Origin of the sequence: Sphingomonas sp. PP-CC-3A-396 (assembly GCF_004343105.1) — a bacterium.
Taxonomy (GTDB): Bacteria; Pseudomonadota; Alphaproteobacteria; order Sphingomonadales; family Sphingomonadaceae; genus Sphingomonas.
The window spans coordinates 466,751-483,536 of record NZ_SLYF01000001.1; the positions used below are offsets into that span (position 1 = coordinate 466,751).

A 16,786-nucleotide genomic window follows, 5' to 3' on the forward strand; every position below is an offset into this window, starting at 1 on the left:
GTATGCGGCGTCCTTGTCGGCATTCCGCTCCCGCGGCAACTATGAACCACGAAACTTCGCAAAACCCGCGTTGACAGGCGGGGCGCGCTTCGCCATTGAGCCGCCTCGCTTGAAAGAGCGGCGCTTGCAAAAGCGGCCTGGACAGGTGGCCGAGTGGTTAAAGGCAGCAGACTGTAAATCTGCCGGAGTTTCTCCTACGTAGGTTCGAACCCTACCCTGTCCACCACCGCCCCAGCGCGGTGATGGATCATCCCAAATTCAAAGCATTGATCGGCAACATTCTTTTCCTGCACGGGAAGGAAGTCCGCGTGACATCGGCTCGCGGACGGCTAGGATCACCGCGACCGTAACGATTTCGGAAACCGCGTGACCTCAGATCCTGCCGTACAGCCGCCCGTTCAAGCACCCGTCATCCAGGATCTGGCCGACTCGATCCTAGACACGCTGGTCCACCGCATCGGCAAGGATGCGCAGGCCGCCCGCCCCCACGACTGGCTTGCCGCGACGATCCTGACGGTGCGCAACGACATCGTCGAACGCTGGATGGCGTCGACCAAGGCAGCGCACGCGGCCGGCGCCAAGCGCGTCTATTATCTCAGCCTCGAATTCCTGATCGGCCGGCTGCTGCGCGACGCGGTGACCAACCTGCAGCGCAACGACGAGGTCACGCAGGCGCTGAAGCTACACGGCGTCGACCTTGCCGAGCTGGAAGAGATCGAGCCCGACGCGGCGCTCGGCAACGGCGGCCTCGGCCGGCTCGCCGCCTGCTTCATGGAGAGCATGGCGAGCCTCGCGCTGCCGGCTTACGGCTATGGCATCCGCTACGTGAACGGCATGTTCCGCCAGCGGATCGACGATGGCTGGCAGGTCGAGATGCCCGAGAACTGGCTCGCGCACGGCAACCCCTGGGAGTTCGAACGCCGCGAGAGCGCCTATTTCGTCGGCTTCGGCGGCGAGGTCACGGCGGCCGATAACGGCCAAGTCCACTGGAGCCCATCCGAGGCGGTCGAGGCCACCGCCGTCGACACCCCCGTCGTCGGCTGGCGCGGCAAGCACGTCAACACGCTCCGCCTGTGGACCGCCCGCGCGTTCGATCCGATCAAGCTCGACCGCTTCAACGCCGGCGATTTCACCGGCGCACTCGCCGACCAGTTGCGCGCGGAGACGCTCACGCGCGTCCTCTACCCCAACGACTCCACCGCCGCCGGCCAGGAACTCCGCCTGCGCCAGGAGTATTTCTTCTCGTCTGCGTCGATCCAGGACATCGTCCGCCGCCACATCCAGTATTTCGGCGACATCCGCACGCTGCCCGACAAGGCCGCGATCCAGCTCAACGACACGCACCCCGCGGTGTCGGTCGCCGAGCTGATGCGGCTGCTGATCGACCACCACGAATTCGCGTTCGACGAGGCGTGGAAGATCACGCGTGCCACCTTCGGCTACACCAATCACACGCTGCTGCCCGAAGCGCTGGAGAGCTGGCCGCTGCCGCTGTTCGAACGCCTGCTCCCGCGGCACATGCAGATCGTCTACGCGATCAACGCCAAGCTGCTACGTGAGGCGCGCGGCACGGAAGGCATCGACGACCGCGCGATCTCGGCGATCAGCCTGATCGACGAAGGCGGCGAGCGGCGCGTGCGGATGGCGAACCTCGCCTTTGCCGGCTCGCACAGCGTCAACGGCGTCGCCGCGCTCCATACGCAGCTGATGAAGAAGACGGTCTTCGCTGATCTCCACAAACTCTACCCGACGCGGATCAACAACAAGACGAACGGCATCACGCCGCGCCGCTGGCTCCAGCAGTGCAACCCCGGCCTCACCGGGCTGATCCGCGACGCGATCGGCGACGGCTTCCTCGACGATGCCGAAAAGCTCGTCGATCTGGATGTTTTCGCGGACGACTCCGGTTTCAGGGAGCGCTTTTCGAGCGTGAAGCGTTCGAACAAGGTGGCACTGGCAAATCACATCAAGGAGACGATGGGGCTCCGCGTCGACCCGGACGCGATGTTCGACGTCCAGATCAAGCGCATCCACGAGTATAAGCGCCAGCTGCTCAACATCATCGAGACGGTCGCGCTCTACGACCAGATCCGCAGCCATCCCGAACGTGACTGGACCCCGAGGGTCAAGCTGTTCGCGGGCAAGGCGGCGTCGAGCTACCACAACGCAAAACTCGTCATCAAACTCGCGAACGACGTCGCGCGCCGGATCAACGCGGACCCTTCCGTCGGTGGCCTGCTCAAGGTCGCGTTCCTGCCCAATTACAACGTGTCGCTAGCGGAGAAGATCATCCCCGCCGCCGATCTCAGCGAACAGATCTCGACCGCCGGCCTCGAGGCGTCGGGCACCGGCAACATGAAGTTCGCGATGAACGGCGCGCTGACGATCGGCACGCTCGACGGCGCGAACATCGAGATCAAGGACCGCGTCGGCGACGACAACATCTTCATCTTCGGCATGACCGCGGACGAGGTCGAGGCGAAGCGCGCCAACGGCTATGATCCGCGCAGTGTCATCGATGGCTCGAACGAACTCCGCCAGGCGGTGTCGGCGATCGCGTCGGGCGTGTTTTCCCCCGATGACAAGACGCGCTATGCCGGGTTGATGGGTGGGCTGTACGAGGGCGACTGGTTCATGCTGGCCGCCGACTTCGACAGCTATGCGACCGCGCAGCGCGCGGTCGACACCCGCTGGAACGACCGCGACGCATGGGTCGCCTCGACCGTCCGCAACGTCGCGCGCGTCGGCTGGTTCTCGTCCGACCGCACGATCCGCGAGTACGCACGCGAGATCTGGACGGTGATGTGAAGCCACCCGAAGGCGCCATCGTTGCCCTCCTCGAAGGGCGTCACGACGATCCGTTCTCGCTGCTCGGCGTCCACAGCGGCCCGACCGGCGTGTTCGCGCGCGTCTGGCTGCCGGGCGCGGACACGGCGGAGGCACACGCGCTCGACGGCACCGCGCTCGGCACCCTCCCCCGCATCGACGATCGCGGCCTGTTCGAGGGTCCGATCGACGGCACGCAACAGCCGGTAAAATACCACGCCGAGGCGGGCGATACGTCGTGGTGGGTCACCGACCCCTATAGCTTCGGTCCCGTGCTCGGCCCGATCGACGACCTGCTGATGGCGGAGGGCACGCACCGCCGCCTCCACGACAAGATGGGCGCGCACCTGATCGAGCACGAAGGCGCGCACGGCGTCCACTTCGCGCTCTGGGCCCCCAATGCGCAACGCGTGTCGGTGGTCGGCGACTTCAACGACTGGGACGGCCGCCGCCACGCGATGCGCAAGCGCGGCGACGTCGGCGTGTGGGAAATCTTCATCCCCGACATCGCCGAATACCGCGCGTACAAGTTCGAGATCGTCGGTCCCGATGGCCAGCTACAGCCGCTCAAGGCCGACCCGTTCGCGTTCGCGTCCGAACTCCGCCCCGCCAACGCCTCGATCACGCGCAAGCTCGCGCATGACTGGGCCGACACCGATCATCGGAAACACTGGTCGTCGGTCGATCCGCGCCGCGTACCGATCAGCATCTATGAGGTCCACGTCGGATCGTGGGACCGCGACGCCGACGGCTGGTTCCTGACCTGGGACGCGCTCGCCGACCGCCTGATCCCGTACGTGGTCGAGATGGGCTTCACGCACATCGAATTCCTGCCGATCAGCGAACACCCCTACGACCCGAGCTGGGGCTACCAGACCACCGGCCTCTACGCGCCGTCCGCGCGCTTCGGCGACGTCGATGGCTTTGCGCGGTTCGTCGATGGCGCACATCTCGCCGGGATCGGCGTGCTGCTCGACTGGGTCCCCGCGCATTTCCCGACCGACGCGTTCGGGCTGGCGAAGTTCGACGGCACCGCGCTGTACGAGCACGAGGACCCGCGGCTCGGCTTCCACCCCGACTGGAACACCGCGATCTACAATTTCGGGCGGCGCGAAGTCGCGTCGTTCCTCGTCAACAACGCGCTGTTCTGGGCCGAGCGCTATCATATCGACGGCCTGCGCGTGGATGCGGTCGCGTCGATGCTGTACCGCGATTACTCGCGCAAGGCTGGCGAATGGATCCCCAACGAAGACGGTGGCCGCGAGAACTGGGAGGCGGTCGCGTTCCTCCGCGACATGAACCGCGAGATTTACGGCCAGCACCCTGGCGTCTTCACGATCGCCGAGGAATCGACCTCCTGGCCGGGCGTCTCCGCACCCGTCAGCGACGACGGCAAGAGCGGCGGGCTGGGGTTCGGGTTCAAGTGGAACATGGGCTTCATGCACGACACGCTCCAGTACATGGCGCGCGATCCGCTGCACCGGAAGCACCACCACGGCAAGATCAATTTCGGCCTCGTCTACGCGTTCAGCGAGAATTTCGTCCTGCCGCTCAGCCATGACGAGGTCGTCCACGGCAAGGGCTCGCTGCTCACCAAGATGCCCGGGGACGACTGGCAGCAATTTGCCAACCTGCGCGCCTATTACGCGTTCATGTGGGGCTATCCGGGCAAGAAGCTGCTCTTCATGGGCCAGGAATTCGCACAGCGTCGCGAATGGTCGGAAGCGCGCGCGCTCGACTGGGACCTGCGCAACGCGCGCAGTCATGAGGGCATCCGCAACCTCGTCCGCGACCTCAACACCGTCTACCGCGAGCAGCCGGCGCTGCACGCGCGCGATTGCGAGGCGGAGGGCTTCGAGTGGCTGGTCGCCGACGATGCCGCCAATTCGGTGTTCGCGTGGTTGCGCAAGGCTCCCGGCGCGAAGCCGATCGCGATCGTCGCCAACATGACGCCGATCGCCCGCGCGCCCTACCGCGTGCCGCTGCCGCTCGACGGCCGCTGGTGCGAGATCATCAACAGCGACGCGCACGACTATTGGGGCAGCGGGCTCGGCAATCTCGGCGGCGTCGTCGCGAAGGACGGCGCGGCCTGGGTCACGCTGCCGCCGCTGGCGACGATCATGCTCGAATACGAAGGCTGATCGAGTTCGAAGACCGATCCGGCGCAACGACGGAACAAGCCCGGGGTAACAGGGCGTTATACAACCGAATTTAGGGAGAGACTGACATGGTGGAACGGCGGGGACAGCCATTGGCGCGCGACGCGATGGCGTATGTGCTGGCCGGCGGCCGCGGCAGTCGCCTGATGGAACTGACCGATACGCGCGCCAAACCCGCGGTGTATTTCGGCGGCAAGGCGCGCATCATCGATTTCGCGCTGTCCAACGCGATCAATTCGGGCATCCGCCGGATCGGCGTCGCGACGCAGTACAAGGCGCATTCGCTGATCCGCCACCTCCAGAGCGGCTGGAACTTCCTGCGCTCGGAACGCAACGAGAGCTTCGACATCCTGCCCGCGTCGCAGCGCATCAGCGAATTCCAGTGGTACGAGGGCACCGCCGACGCGGTCTACCAGAACATCGACATCATCGAGAGCCACGCGCCCGAATACATGGTCATCCTGGCTGGCGACCACATCTACAAGATGGACTACGAGCTGATCCTGCAACAGCATTGCGAGACCGGCGCGGACGTCACCATCGCCTGCCTCGAAGTGCCGCGGATGGAGGCGGTCGGCTTCGGCGTGATGGCCGTGGACGAGCACGACAACGTCACCGCGTTTGTCGAGAAGCCCGCCGATCCGCCTGCCATCCCTGGCAACCCTGACATCGCGCTGGCGTCGATGGGGATCTACGTCTTCCACACCAAATTGCTGTTCGACGAACTCCGCCGCGATGCCGAAACGCCCGGTTCCTCGCGCGATTTCGGCAAGGACATCATCCCGTACCTCGTCAAGCACGGCAAGGCGGTCGCACATCGCTTCTCGGACAGCTGCGTCCGCTCGGGGCTCGAGGTCGAGGCCTATTGGCGCGATGTCGGCACGGTAGACGCGTATTGGGAGGCGAACATAGACCTCACCGACGTCGTGCCCAAGCTCGACCTCTACGACCGCAGCTGGCCGCTGTGGACTTATTCGGAGGTCACGCCGCCGGCGAAGTTCGTCCACGCCGACGACGGCCGCCGCGGCGAAGCGGTGTCCTCGCTGGTCTCCGGTGACTGCATCATCTCCGGCTCCTCGATCCACCGCAGCCTGATCTTCACCGGCACGCGCGCGCACAGCTATTCGATGCTCGATCAGGCGGTGATCCTCCCGCACTGCGTGATCGGCCGCGGCGCACGCCTGTCGAAAGTGGTGGTCGATCGCGGCGTCGAAATCCCCGACGGTCTGGTCGTAGGCGAGGACGCAGAATCCGACGCTCAACGCTTCCGTCGCACCGACAACGGCGTGGTGCTGGTAACCAAATCCATGATTGACCGGCTAACCGCGTAATGACCAACGCAAATCCTCCCCGGCACGGGGAGGGGGACCATGCATCGCATGGTGGAGGGGGGCTTCCACCAGGGGTACGGTGGCGGCGAGCCCCCTCCACCATTCGCCAGTGGCGAACGGTCCCCCTCCCCGTGCCGGGGAGGATTTGATGCGCGTCCTCTCCGTCGCCTCGGAAGCCTACCCCCTGATCAAGACCGGCGGTCTCGCAGACGTGGTCGGCGCGCTCCCGGCCGCGCTCGCGCCGCATGGCGTGGCGCTGACCACCTTCCTCCCCGGCTACCCCGCGCTCGCCGCCGTCACCAAGCGTACCAAGGTCGTCCACCGCTACGCCGACCTCCTCGGCGCTGAAGCCCGCATCCTGAAAGCGAAGATCGGCGACCACGCGCTGCTGGTCCTCGACGCGCCCGCACTGTTCGCCCGAGGCGGTGGCCCGTACGGCGACGCGACCGGCGCGGACTGGTCGGACAACTGGCGCCGCTTCGCCGCCTTCAGCCGCGCCGCCGCCGATCTCGCCTCGGGAGTCGTCCCCGGCTACAGTTTCGACATCCTCCACGCGCACGACTGGCAGGCGGCGATGGCCCCCGCCTATCTGCGCTACGCCCCCGGCCCGGCCAAGCCCGCCAGGACCGTCGTGACGATCCACAACATCGCGTTCCAGGGCCGCTACGGCTACGACATCTTCGCCGACCTCGCGCTGCCCGACATCGCCTTCGCGCTCGACGGCGTCGAATATTATGGCGGCGTCGGCTATCTCAAGGCGGGACTCGAGGCCGCCGATGCCATCACCACCGTCAGCCCGACCTACGCCGCCGAAATCCGCCGCGCCGAATTCGGCATGGGCCTCGAAGGCCTGATCAACGACCGCGCCGGCCGCGTTACCGGGATCGTTAACGGCATCGATCCCGCCGTCTGGAACCCGGAAACCGATGCTTCCCTCCCCGCCCGCTACACCGCACGCACGCTAACTCGCCGCCGGACCAACAAGCGCGCGATCGAAACCCTGTTCGGCCTCGATACCGAAGACGGTCCGATCTTCACCGTCATCAGCCGCCTCACCTGGCAGAAGGGCATGGACGTCCTCGCCGGCGCGCTCGATGAACTCGTTGCGCTCGGCGGCCGTCTCGCACTGCTCGGCTCGGGCGACACAGAGCTTGAACTTGCCTTCCTCGCCGCCGCCGAACGCCACCCCGGCCGGATCGGCGTCCGCATCGGCTATGACGAGCCCGTCTCGCACCTGCTCCAAGGCGGCGCCGATGCGATCCTGATCCCGTCGCGGTTCGAGCCGTGCGGCCTGACGCAACTCTACGGCCTCGCCTACGGGTGCATCCCCGTCGTCGCGCGCACCGGCGGACTCGCAGACACCGTGATCGACGCCAACGAAGCCGCGATCGCCGCCGGCGCCGCCACCGGCGTCGCCACCGGCGTGCAGCACGACGGCGTCACGCCCGAAGCGCTCAGCCACGCGCTGCGCCGAACGCTCGCCCTCTATGCACGCCCCGATCGCTGGGCCATGCTGCAGCGCAACGCGATGCGCGCGGACTTCTCCTGGGACGAGAGCGGCCGCCGCTACGCAAACCTTTACGCCAAGCTCCTGGAGCCCGCATGATTCGCACTGTCTCGACCACACCCTACACCGACCAGAAGCCCGGCACGTCGGGCCTGCGCAAGAAGGTTAAGGTCTTCCAGCAGCCGAACTACGCCGAGAATTTCGTCCAGAGCGTGTTCGACGTGGTGGCGGACAAGGCCGGCGCGACGCTGGTCATCGGCGGTGACGGCCGCTTCCTCAACCGCGAAGTCATCCAGGTCGCGATCCGGATGGCGGCGGCGAACGGCTTCGGCCGCGTGATCGTCGGCCGCGGCGGCATTCTCTCGACCCCGGCGGCCAGCCACATGATCCGCAAGCGTGGCGCCATCGGTGGCCTCGTCCTCTCGGCCAGCCACAACCCCGGCGGTCCCGACGAGGATTTCGGGATCAAGTACAACATCGCCAACGGCGGCCCCGCCCCTGAGTCCGTGACGGACGCGATCAACGCGCGCACGCTCAAGATCGACCGCTGGCTGACCGTCGATGCGGATGACATCGACCTCGACAGCGACGGCGAAGTCACCGTCGGCGCGATGCCCGTCGAGGTCGTCGACCCGGTCGAGGACTACGCCGCGCTCATGGAGACTCTGTTCGACTTCGACGCGATCCGGGCGGCAAAACTGACGATGGCATTCGACGCGATGAGCGCGGTCACCGGGCCCTACGCGACCGAGATCCTCGAACGCCGCCTCGGCTTCGCGGCGGGCACGGTCCGCAACGGCGAGCCTTTGCCCGATTTCGGGGGCCATCACCCCGATCCCAACCTCGTCTACGCGCACGCGCTTTACGAGACGATGATGGCGCCGGATGCGCCTGATTTCGGTGCAGCCTCGGACGGCGACGGCGACCGCAACCTGATCATCGGCAAGCACCGCTTCGTCACCCCCTCGGACAGCCTCGCGATGCTGGCTGCCAACGCTCACCTCGCACCCGGCTACGCAAGCGGTCTCAAGGGCATCGCCCGCTCGATGCCGACCAGCGCCGCTGCCGATCGCGTCGCAGAAGCGCTCGGCATCACCGCCTACGAAACGCCGACCGGCTGGAAATTTTTCGGCAATCTGCTCGACGCCGGCATGGCGACGATCTGCGGCGAGGAAAGCGCGGGCACCGGCTCCGACCATGTCCGCGAGAAGGACGGCCTGTGGGCGGTCCTCCTGTGGCTCAACATCCTCGCCGTCCGCGGCGAAAGCGTCGACACGATCGCCCACGATCACTGGGCGAAGTTCGGCCGCAACTATTACGCGCGCCACGATTACGAAGGCGTCGAGACCCCGCGCGCCGACGCGCTGATGGCCGCCCTGCGCGCCAGCCTCGCCACCCTCCCCGGCCAGCAGTTCGGCGACCTCACCGTCGAGACCGCGGACGAGTTTGCCTACACCGACCCGACCGACGGCTCGATCAGCCGCAACCAGGGCGTCCGCATCCTGTTCGAAGGCGGCAGCCGAGTCGTGTTCCGCCTGTCAGGCACCGGCACCACCGGCGCGACGCTGCGCGTTTACCTCGAACGCTACGAGCCCGTCGGCGGCAACCTCGACCGCGACACCGGCGAGATGCTCGCCAGCATCGTCACCGCGGCAGAGTCGATAGCCGTCATCGCCCAGCACACCGGCCGCACCGCGCCCGACGTCGTCACCTGATCCGCAACGGCCGCTTGCATGACGATCAGACGCCGCCGCAGCGCGCTCTACATGCCCGCCTCGAGCGCCCGCGCCATCGCCAAGGCGCGGACGCTCGATTGCCACGTCGTCATCCTCGATCTGGAAGACGCCGTCGCGCCCGACGAAAAGACCGCAGCACGCGACCGCGTGGTCGAGGCGGTCCGCGAAGGCGGTTTCGGTTCGCGCGAACTCGTAGTGCGCGTCAACGGCCTCGGGACGCCCTGGTACGCGGACGACGTCGCGGCAGTGCGCGAGATCGGCGTCGGCGCGGTACTCGTTCCCAAGGTGTCGTACCCCGTAGATCTAGAAACCGTTCGGGCATCGCTTGGCGAAGATGGCCCGCCGATCTGGGCGATGATCGAGACCTGTGCCGCGATCCTGTCGCTGCCGACCTTGTCCCAAGCCGCATCAGCTACGCGACTGACGGCGCTGATTGCCGGCACCAACGATCTCGCCAAGGAGATGCGGTGTCGTCTCGGGCCGGATCGCACGCCGCTGATGCCCGCGCTCACAGCAACCGTCATGGCCGCACGGGCGGCTGGGATCGTCGCGCTGGACGGCGTTTGTAACGCGCTCGACGATGCGCCGCGCTTCGCGGTCGAGTGCGCGCAGGGCGCGATGCTGGGCTTCGATGGCAAGACGCTGATCCACCCGTCGCAGATCGAGGCGGCGAACGCGGGTTTCGCTCCTAGCGAGGAGGAGTTGGCGAGGGCACGCCTGATCGTCGCCACGTTCGCCAAGCCGGAAAATGCGGACAAGGGCGCGATCCGGCTGGATGGCCAGATGGTCGAGCGGCTGCATCTGGCCGAGGCGGAAGCGATGCTGGCGGATTGAGGCAGACTTCGATCCTCCCCTTCAAGGGGAGGTGGCTGGCGCCTGCCAGACGGAGGCGTGAAACCCTGTCGACAGCGCGATACCCCTCCGTCAGTCCTACAGACTGCCACCTCCCGTTGCAGGGGAGGACCAAGCCTTGTCAGCCGTTCGCCTTCTTCCGCCGAGTCTCCCAGCCCTTCTTCGCAGCCGCAGACTTCGCCGCATCGCTACGCCCGGCCGCCCGCTTCCCGCCCTCCTGCGAAGACGCATGCGTATCGGGCTTCTCCCGACCCGAGCCGGACTTGTTACCCCCGCCCGAATCCTTGTTCACCGTAGCCCAGGCACGCGCCTCAGCCTCGGGCTCGGGGACACCCTTCGCCTCGTAGCCATCCGCGATATGCGCAGCCTTGCGCTTCTGCTTGTCGGTGTACGCGTCCTTGTCGCCCTGGGGCATCGCAGTTCTCCTCGTCAGAGAGCCACAACGCTCAGCGCGACGCCACGTTCAGAGCGATGGGGCGTTCAACGGCCGATCCAGTCCGCCACTTCGGTCGCGACCTGGTTCGCGGCCTGGTTGATCCCCGCCGCAGCCGAGGTCGCATCGATCGCCGACACCGGCACACGCGCCTCGAAGCGGCGCTTCTCGACCGACGTCTTGCCCGCGCGGGTCAGCGATGCGTCGAACGTCACGACCGCCTCGCGCGTCGTCGCATCCAGCCCGAACGACCGCAGTTCGCCCCCGAGCAACCCGCCCGGATCGCCGATCGACTGCGCCGTCGACAGGACGACGAGCCCGGTCCGCGATGCGACCGTGTCCGACACCAGCCGCGAGAACAGCCGCGCCGGGGGCTCCGCCCACTGCGCATCGGTCACGTACGCGATCGACGTCGGCGTGGCCTGCACCGGCACGCGCGCGGTCGCGAGCGACTGCGGCACCACCGGCACCTGGATCGTTATCGACTTCGCAGTCGCCGAATCCTGGTTCTGGCCGACCGGCACCGACGACGAACTCGTCAGCGTCAGCAGCGTGGGCGGCGGTTTCGCGCCGAAGCTGATGCACCCGGCAAGTGGCAGCATCGCGATCAGGATGAACGGTGTCTTCATGGCGTGCCTCACTTACCCTTGTAATCCGGGAGCTTCTGCTGCCCGATCAGCGAACTCGCCCCCTGCTGGTCGACCTTCTCGGCAACCGACGAGAGCGCCGCCGCCGTGGTGCGCAGGTCGTGGACCAGACGGTTGGCCTCGGGGATCGTCGTCTTCGAGAACGCCTGCAGACCAGGCCGCGCGTCGCCGATCGCGGCGTTGAGCGTCTCGGCACTCTGCTGCGCGGAGGTGATCGCCTTGTTCAGGTTCGCCATCGCCGGCTTCACGTCCTCGGACAGGACCCCGTTCGTGGTCTTGGCCAGCACGCCGAACTGCTGCGCGGCATCGCCCGCCTGCTGGATCGCGACGCGGGTCTGCGCGAGCGTCGCGGCGATCTCGGGACCACGGTCGGCGAGCGCATCGGTCAGCCGGTTGGTGTTCTCGAGGATGCCAGCGATCGACGCTTGGTTACGATCGGTCAGCAACCCGGTCAGGCGCTCGGTCAGCGTCGACAGACGCTCGAGCAACTGCGGTGCCGAGTTCAGGATCGCGCCAAGGCCGCCCTGCTTGGTCGGGATGACCGGGACGCCATACGGGCAAGGCTGGCCGTTGACGTCGGGGCAGGAGACTGCCGGCGCACCCTTGCGTGCGCCGTCAAGCGACACCTGGCTGACGCCGGTGAAGCCGACGCCGGAGATCGATGCGGTCGTCCCCTGCAGCACCGGCGTCTCATCGTTGACGCTGATCCGGACGCGGACGAACTGAGGATCGTTCTTCCACAGCGAAATCGTCTTTACCTGGCCCGACGGCACGCCCGAGAACACGACGGCAGAGCCGCGCGCGAGCCCGTCGACCGACTGGCGGAAGAAGATGTCGTATTCCTTCTCTTCCTTACCGCCCAACCGCGCGATCCACACGGTGAACAGCGCCAGCAAAGCCAGCAGGATCAGCACGACGGCGCCGACTAGGACGTGGTTCGAACGGGTTTCCATCAGCGCGTCCTTGCTTCTTTCTCGGCGTATGTCGCGTCGGCGTCGTCCGGCGCGGACTGCTTGGACTGGACTTCAGTAGGATGTCGGGCCGCTTGCTCGTCGGCGCGCTCGTGCGCCTCCTGCGTCGCGACCGCGGCACGACCGCGGGGCCCCTTGAAATATTCCTCGATCCACGGGTGATCGAGCGCGATCAATTCGTCGATCGTGCCGACCGCGATGACCTTCTTGTCGGCCAGCACCGCGACCCGGTCGCAGATCGCATACAGCGTGTCGAGATCATGCGTGATCAGGAACACCGTCAGCCCGAGCGTCTTCTGCAACGACTGGGTCAGCCCGTCGAACGCCGCCGCGCCGATCGGATCGAGACCCGCGGTCGGCTCGTCGAGGAATAGCAATTCGGGATCGAGCGCCAGCGCACGGGCAAGGCCAGCACGCTTCTTCATGCCGCCCGAAAGCTCAGCGGGAAACTTGTTCGCGGCGTCGGCGGGCAGACCGGTCATCACCACCTTGTACGACGCGATTTCCGCGAGCAGCGCCGGCGACAGGTCCGGATAGAATTCGCGCAACGGCACTTCGACGTTCTCGGCCACCGTCAGCGTCGAGAACAGCGCCCCGCCCTGGAACAGCACGCCCCAACGCTTGCGGATTTCGGTCGCCTCGGTCTCTTCGCGGCCGATATTGGGCTCGCCGAACACCGTGATCTCACCCGCGACCGGAGTCTGCAGGCCGATGATCGAGCGCATCAGCACCGATTTGCCGGTACCCGATCCGCCGACGACGCCGAGGATCTCTCCGCGCCGCACGTCGAGGTCGAGCCCCTCGTGCACCACCGAATCGCCGAACGCGTTCTTCAGCCCCTTCACGGAGATGATGAAGTCGTCTGTCTTGTTGTCCGTCTTGCGGGGCATCAGTCCCAACCCAACCAGGTGAAGAACACCGCGAAGAACGCGTCGAGGACGATCACCAGGAAGATGCCCTGGACGACCGCCGACGTGGTGCGCAGGCCGACCTGTTCGGCGTCCGATTCGACCTGCATGCCCTGGAAGCAGCCCGCGATCGCGATGATCGCGCCGAACACCGGCGCCTTGATCAGCGAGATGTAGAGATCGGTGATCGGCACGACCTCGCGGATACGCGCGATGAAGGTGACCGGCGGAATGCCGAGCTGGACCCAGCACAGCAGGCCACCGCCGATGATCGCGATCACCGAGGCGTAGAAGCCGAGCAGCGGCATCATCACGATCGCGGCGAGCACGCGGGGCAGCACCAGCGCCTCCATCGGCGACACGCCGATGGTGCGCATCGCGTCGATCTCTTCGGTCAGTTTCATCGTGCCGAGCTGTGCCGCGAACGCCGAGCCCGAGCGGCCGGCGACCATGATCGCAGTCATCAACAGGCCGAGTTCGCGGATCGTCAGGCGGCCGACGAGATTGATCGTGAACACCTCTGCGCCAAACTGCCGCAACTGGACCGCGCCCTGCTGGGCGATGACCATGCCGATGAGGAAGCTCATCAGCCCGACGATGCCGAGCGCGGCGACGCCGACCACCTCGAACCGCTGGACCACCGCGTTGAAGCGGAAGCGGCGCGGGTGGCGGATAACGCTGCCGAACGCGATCGTGGTCGCGCCGAGAAACCCGAGCAGGCCGAGCATGGTCTTGCCCGACAGGACGATCGCATCGCCGATCTCGCCGAGCACGCGACTGGCCGCGTTGACCTTGGCGGGCCTGGCGGCGAGCGGCTGATCGGAAGCGACGACCTGATCGAACAGCGCCTGGTCGTTGGCATCGAGCCCGTCGATCGTCGCATCGTTGCGCGCAGCGAAGCGGTGGACGACCCAGGCGCCGATCGTGTCGATCCGGTCGACCCCGCTCAGGTCGACATGCTTCACCGAAGCCGCGTCGATCGCCTCGAGCCGATCGGGCAGATTGCCGATCTTTGCGAGCGACAGATCGCCGGTAAAGCGAAGCGTGCCGGTATCGGCACCGTCCTGCTGAAAATCGGCCATCGCGCTCATCGGGGGCACCTTTGCGGCAAAGTGACTGGATCGGCAAGATGAATGCGGCGTAAGTCGCGACGATGACCGAATTGCCTTCCGCCGCCCCGTCCGTCCGCCTCGCGATCTACGACATGGACAAAACGATCACGCACGCGCCGACCTGGACGCCGTTCCTGCTCCACACCGCGAAGAAAGGCGGCGCGCCGTGGCGGCTGGCGCTCGTCCCGTTCGCCGGAGTCGCCGCGCTCGGCTATGTCGGCAAGCTGATCAGCCGCGGCCGCCTCAAATACCTGATGCAGCGGATGATGCTCGGCAAGCGCATGACCCCCGCCGAAGAACGCCGGGCGGCCGAAGCGTTCGCCGACCGCGTGATGCGCGACGGCGTGTTCGCGAGCGCCCGCGCGCAGATCGAGGCAGACCGCGCCGCCGGATACCGGCTGGTGATGGCGACCGCGTCGTACCGATTCTACGTCGAGGCGATCGCGCGGCGACTGGGCTTCGACGCGGTGATCGGCACCGAGAGCCTGCGCGACCGCGACGGCGTGCTGCTCGCCGGCATCGAAGGCGAGAACTGCTACGGCCCGGCAAAACTGCGGATGATCCAGGCCTGGATGAACCGCGAAGGCATCGCGCGAGAGACGGCGCACATCCGCTTCTATTCCGACCATGTATCGGACGCCCCGACCTTCGAATGGGCGGACGAACCCTTCGCGGTGAATGCACATGGGCCTTTGCGGTTGCTGGCAAAGGCTAAGGGCTGGCCGACGCCGGATTGGGAGCGGTAGCTCCGTTGCGCGATCAGGGACCGCTGCCAGAACCTACGTGATCGCTAACGCCCGGAGTCGGACGTTCGCCGCAACGATCCCATTTGCCACTAGCGGGTGTTCTTGGTCGTATTGATAACCCGCAAAGATCGACGGGGTTGAGTATGGAATTGCCGACGCAATGGTCGAACGGGCTGATGCGACATTGGGGCAGGCGGCGTAATGCGGGCGGCGGGCGCATGGTTCGGCGCGCACCGAGACTGACGGCTATAGAATGTTCCGCTGATCGCGCCTGTCGCTATCGGCACCTCACGGTGCCGGATGCCCGCGTACCATCAAAGCGTCGATCTTGCTCTTGGGTATATTGATCAAAAGCCCGTTCTTGTTCTTTGCAAAGGACGGAAAGTCTACTTCGACGCTACCGACCGCGCTCGTCACGGTCGCAAAGCCTTTACTGACGGTTCCGATTTTGCCGATGACAAGACCTTTTGCGTCATGGACCTCCAGCCCCTGCACGATGTCCCCCGGCGATACCGGGACCGGCCGCATGGTCAATCGATTGGAGTCGACAACACCTACTTGGAAATCTCGGAAATTCTGCTGACGGTTGAATTCCCCGGGACCGCTATTGTTCGGCCCAGTTCCCTGCCCCGCTTGCCGAGCCAGTGCGCCGGTTGAAAATGCGAAAACAGACGCAATAAAAATAAGGAAAAATCCGCGCATTTCTTCGCCCTCCCCTAATATTTATACGTCCATTTATACTGATCGCGGGATGTCGACAATGCCGATAGAAATGCTTCAAGAAATCGAAGAGTAAGACAGCGTAGGTATTGATCCAGATCATATATTAGCCATGCCTTAATTATTCCATTTGCCCGATCATCGCCTGCGAAAAGACTTGAACGTTGCCACAGGCAGATGTTTGGACCTACCACCGGTAGCTATGCAGATCGCGGAGGTACTGGAGAAGCTTGGGCCACGTGAGGACGACAACGCGCGGCAGCTCGGCTAGCGCAAACGAAGGCAGTGCGAACGTTCAGCGGCAGATTGGGCGGGCCTTGAACCAACGGCTACTCTGACTGAACGCCGCTCCAAAGCGTACGGTCCGCCAACCTTCCCATCCCGGCCATTCCGCTTCCGCCCGATTGTCGCCGTTCAGCGCCGTATCGCGGCGCCTGGAAGCCGTCGTTCATTCAGGATGCAGGACGATGTTGGCCGCGTATCGGTTGCCCCCGATCTGCCGCAGGCATAGAGTAACGCGGTTTTATAGGTGGGGAACCAGACCATGAACGCTACTGATGAACCTCGTCGGGCTGGACCAAAGCGCCTCTTGATTGCAGCAGCGCTCGTCCTCGTGGCGATCACGCAATATGGTGGCTTGAAAGACGCTGTACGCGACTTTGGTCACGGCTTCCGGGATGGTATCGGCGGGCACTAAGCCGAGCCGACTCCGAGCACTGTCGCTTACCGGAAGCCTAAAGTAGCCTGACCGCTTTCCCCTTCCATCCCGGCCGTTCTTTTTCCGCTCAATTGCGGAAGTTGCCTGCGTATGACATATCTTTGGATCAACGGGAGCTAT

13 protein-coding genes and 1 tRNA gene are annotated in these 16,786 nt (G+C 65.8%); 8 read left to right on the plus strand and 6 right to left on the minus strand.

The window, feature by feature from the left end; genetic code table 11:
• Positions 1-139 precede the first annotated feature (139 nt).
• From C8J40_RS02120 to C8J40_RS02150, 7 genes are all read left to right on the plus strand, one after another.
• Positions 140-226, plus strand: a tRNA-Tyr gene (locus tag C8J40_RS02120).
• Between the two features lie 185 nt (positions 227-411).
• Complete coding sequence (locus C8J40_RS02125; protein ID WP_207901136.1) at positions 412-2,808, plus strand: glycogen/starch/alpha-glucan phosphorylase; 2,397 nt, start codon at positions 412-414, stop codon at positions 2,806-2,808.
• Positions 2,805-4,967 carry a 1,4-alpha-glucan branching protein GlgB gene (gene glgB / locus C8J40_RS02130; protein WP_132895576.1) on the plus strand — a complete coding sequence of 721 codons (2,163 nt, stop codon included), beginning with the start codon at positions 2,805-2,807 and terminating at the stop codon, positions 4,965-4,967. The genes C8J40_RS02125 and glgB overlap by 4 nt, the downstream gene beginning before the upstream one ends.
• An 86-nt stretch (positions 4,968-5,053) precedes the next feature.
• A complete protein-coding gene (gene glgC / locus C8J40_RS02135; RefSeq protein WP_093398648.1) occupies positions 5,054-6,316 on the plus strand; it encodes a glucose-1-phosphate adenylyltransferase in 1,263 nt (420 codons plus the stop codon).
• 148 nt (positions 6,317-6,464) lie between these two features.
• A complete protein-coding gene (gene glgA, locus C8J40_RS02140; protein WP_132895577.1) occupies positions 6,465-7,922 on the plus strand; it encodes a glycogen synthase GlgA in 1,458 nt (485 codons plus the stop codon).
• Positions 7,919-9,538: an alpha-D-glucose phosphate-specific phosphoglucomutase gene (locus tag C8J40_RS02145; protein ID WP_132895578.1), complete on the plus strand. Its 1,620-nt coding sequence runs from the start codon at positions 7,919-7,921 to the stop codon at positions 9,536-9,538. Before glgA ends, C8J40_RS02145 begins: the two co-directional genes overlap by 4 nt.
• An 18-nt stretch (positions 9,539-9,556) precedes the next feature.
• On the plus strand, positions 9,557-10,393 hold the full coding sequence (locus tag C8J40_RS02150; RefSeq protein ID WP_132895579.1) for a CoA ester lyase: 837 nt from the start codon (positions 9,557-9,559) through the stop codon (positions 10,391-10,393).
• 139 nt (positions 10,394-10,532) lie between these two features.
• Here the strand turns inward: C8J40_RS02150 and C8J40_RS02155 are convergent, their stop codons facing one another.
• The 5 genes from C8J40_RS02155 to C8J40_RS02175 form a co-directional block, all read right to left on the minus strand.
• Positions 10,533-10,826 carry a plasmid stabilization protein gene (locus tag C8J40_RS02155; protein WP_132895580.1) on the minus strand — a complete coding sequence of 98 codons (294 nt, stop codon included), beginning with the start codon at positions 10,824-10,826 and terminating at the stop codon, positions 10,533-10,535.
• Between the two features lie 65 nt (positions 10,827-10,891).
• Entirely contained in the window at positions 10,892-11,473 is a 582-nt protein-coding gene (locus C8J40_RS02160; RefSeq protein WP_132895581.1) for an ABC-type transport auxiliary lipoprotein family protein, read from the minus strand.
• A gap of 8 nt (positions 11,474-11,481) precedes the next feature.
• Positions 11,482-12,444 (minus strand): MlaD family protein, encoded by a 963-nt coding sequence (locus C8J40_RS02165; RefSeq protein WP_132895582.1) that lies wholly within the window; start codon positions 12,442-12,444, stop codon positions 11,482-11,484.
• Complete coding sequence (locus C8J40_RS02170; protein WP_056484782.1) at positions 12,444-13,352, minus strand: ABC transporter ATP-binding protein; 909 nt, start codon at positions 13,350-13,352, stop codon at positions 12,444-12,446. Before C8J40_RS02170 ends, C8J40_RS02165 begins: the two co-directional genes overlap by 1 nt.
• On the minus strand, positions 13,352-14,461 hold the full coding sequence (locus C8J40_RS02175) for an ABC transporter permease (protein WP_132736411.1): 1,110 nt from the start codon (positions 14,459-14,461) through the stop codon (positions 13,352-13,354). The genes C8J40_RS02170 and C8J40_RS02175 overlap by 1 nt, the downstream gene beginning before the upstream one ends.
• Before the next feature lie 62 nt (positions 14,462-14,523).
• On the opposite strand from C8J40_RS02175, the gene C8J40_RS02180 reads away from it, so the two are divergent.
• On the plus strand, positions 14,524-15,228 hold the full coding sequence (locus C8J40_RS02180) for an HAD-IB family hydrolase (RefSeq protein ID WP_243693165.1): 705 nt from the start codon (positions 14,524-14,526) through the stop codon (positions 15,226-15,228).
• Positions 15,229-15,516: 288 nt separating this feature from the next.
• Here the strand turns inward: C8J40_RS02180 and C8J40_RS02185 are convergent, their stop codons facing one another.
• Entirely contained in the window at positions 15,517-15,930 is a 414-nt protein-coding gene (locus tag C8J40_RS02185; protein WP_132895583.1) for a hypothetical protein, read from the minus strand.
• Positions 15,931-16,786: the final 856 nt, after the last annotated feature.

Coding starts and splice junctions, on each gene's coding strand:
- C8J40_RS02170 (WP_056484782.1), bottom strand. CDS start 13,352: ATGCCCCGCAAGACGGACAACAAGACAGACGACTTCATCATCTCCGTG.
- C8J40_RS02185 (WP_132895583.1), bottom strand. CDS start 15,930: ATGCGCGGATTTTTCCTTATTTTTATTGCGTCTGTTTTCGCATTTTCA.
- glgA (WP_132895577.1), top strand. CDS start 6,465: ATGCGCGTCCTCTCCGTCGCCTCGGAAGCCTACCCCCTGATCAAGACC.
- C8J40_RS02150 (WP_132895579.1), top strand. CDS start 9,557: ATGACGATCAGACGCCGCCGCAGCGCGCTCTACATGCCCGCCTCGAGC.
- C8J40_RS02155 (WP_132895580.1), bottom strand. CDS start 10,826: ATGCCCCAGGGCGACAAGGACGCGTACACCGACAAGCAGAAGCGCAAG.
- glgC (WP_093398648.1), top strand. CDS start 5,054: ATGGTGGAACGGCGGGGACAGCCATTGGCGCGCGACGCGATGGCGTAT.
- C8J40_RS02180 (WP_243693165.1), top strand. CDS start 14,524: ATGACCGAATTGCCTTCCGCCGCCCCGTCCGTCCGCCTCGCGATCTAC.
- C8J40_RS02165 (WP_132895582.1), bottom strand. CDS start 12,444: ATGGAAACCCGTTCGAACCACGTCCTAGTCGGCGCCGTCGTGCTGATC.
- C8J40_RS02160 (WP_132895581.1), bottom strand. CDS start 11,473: ATGAAGACACCGTTCATCCTGATCGCGATGCTGCCACTTGCCGGGTGC.
- C8J40_RS02145 (WP_132895578.1), top strand. CDS start 7,919: ATGATTCGCACTGTCTCGACCACACCCTACACCGACCAGAAGCCCGGC.
- C8J40_RS02175 (WP_132736411.1), bottom strand. CDS start 14,461: ATGAGCGCGATGGCCGATTTTCAGCAGGACGGTGCCGATACCGGCACG.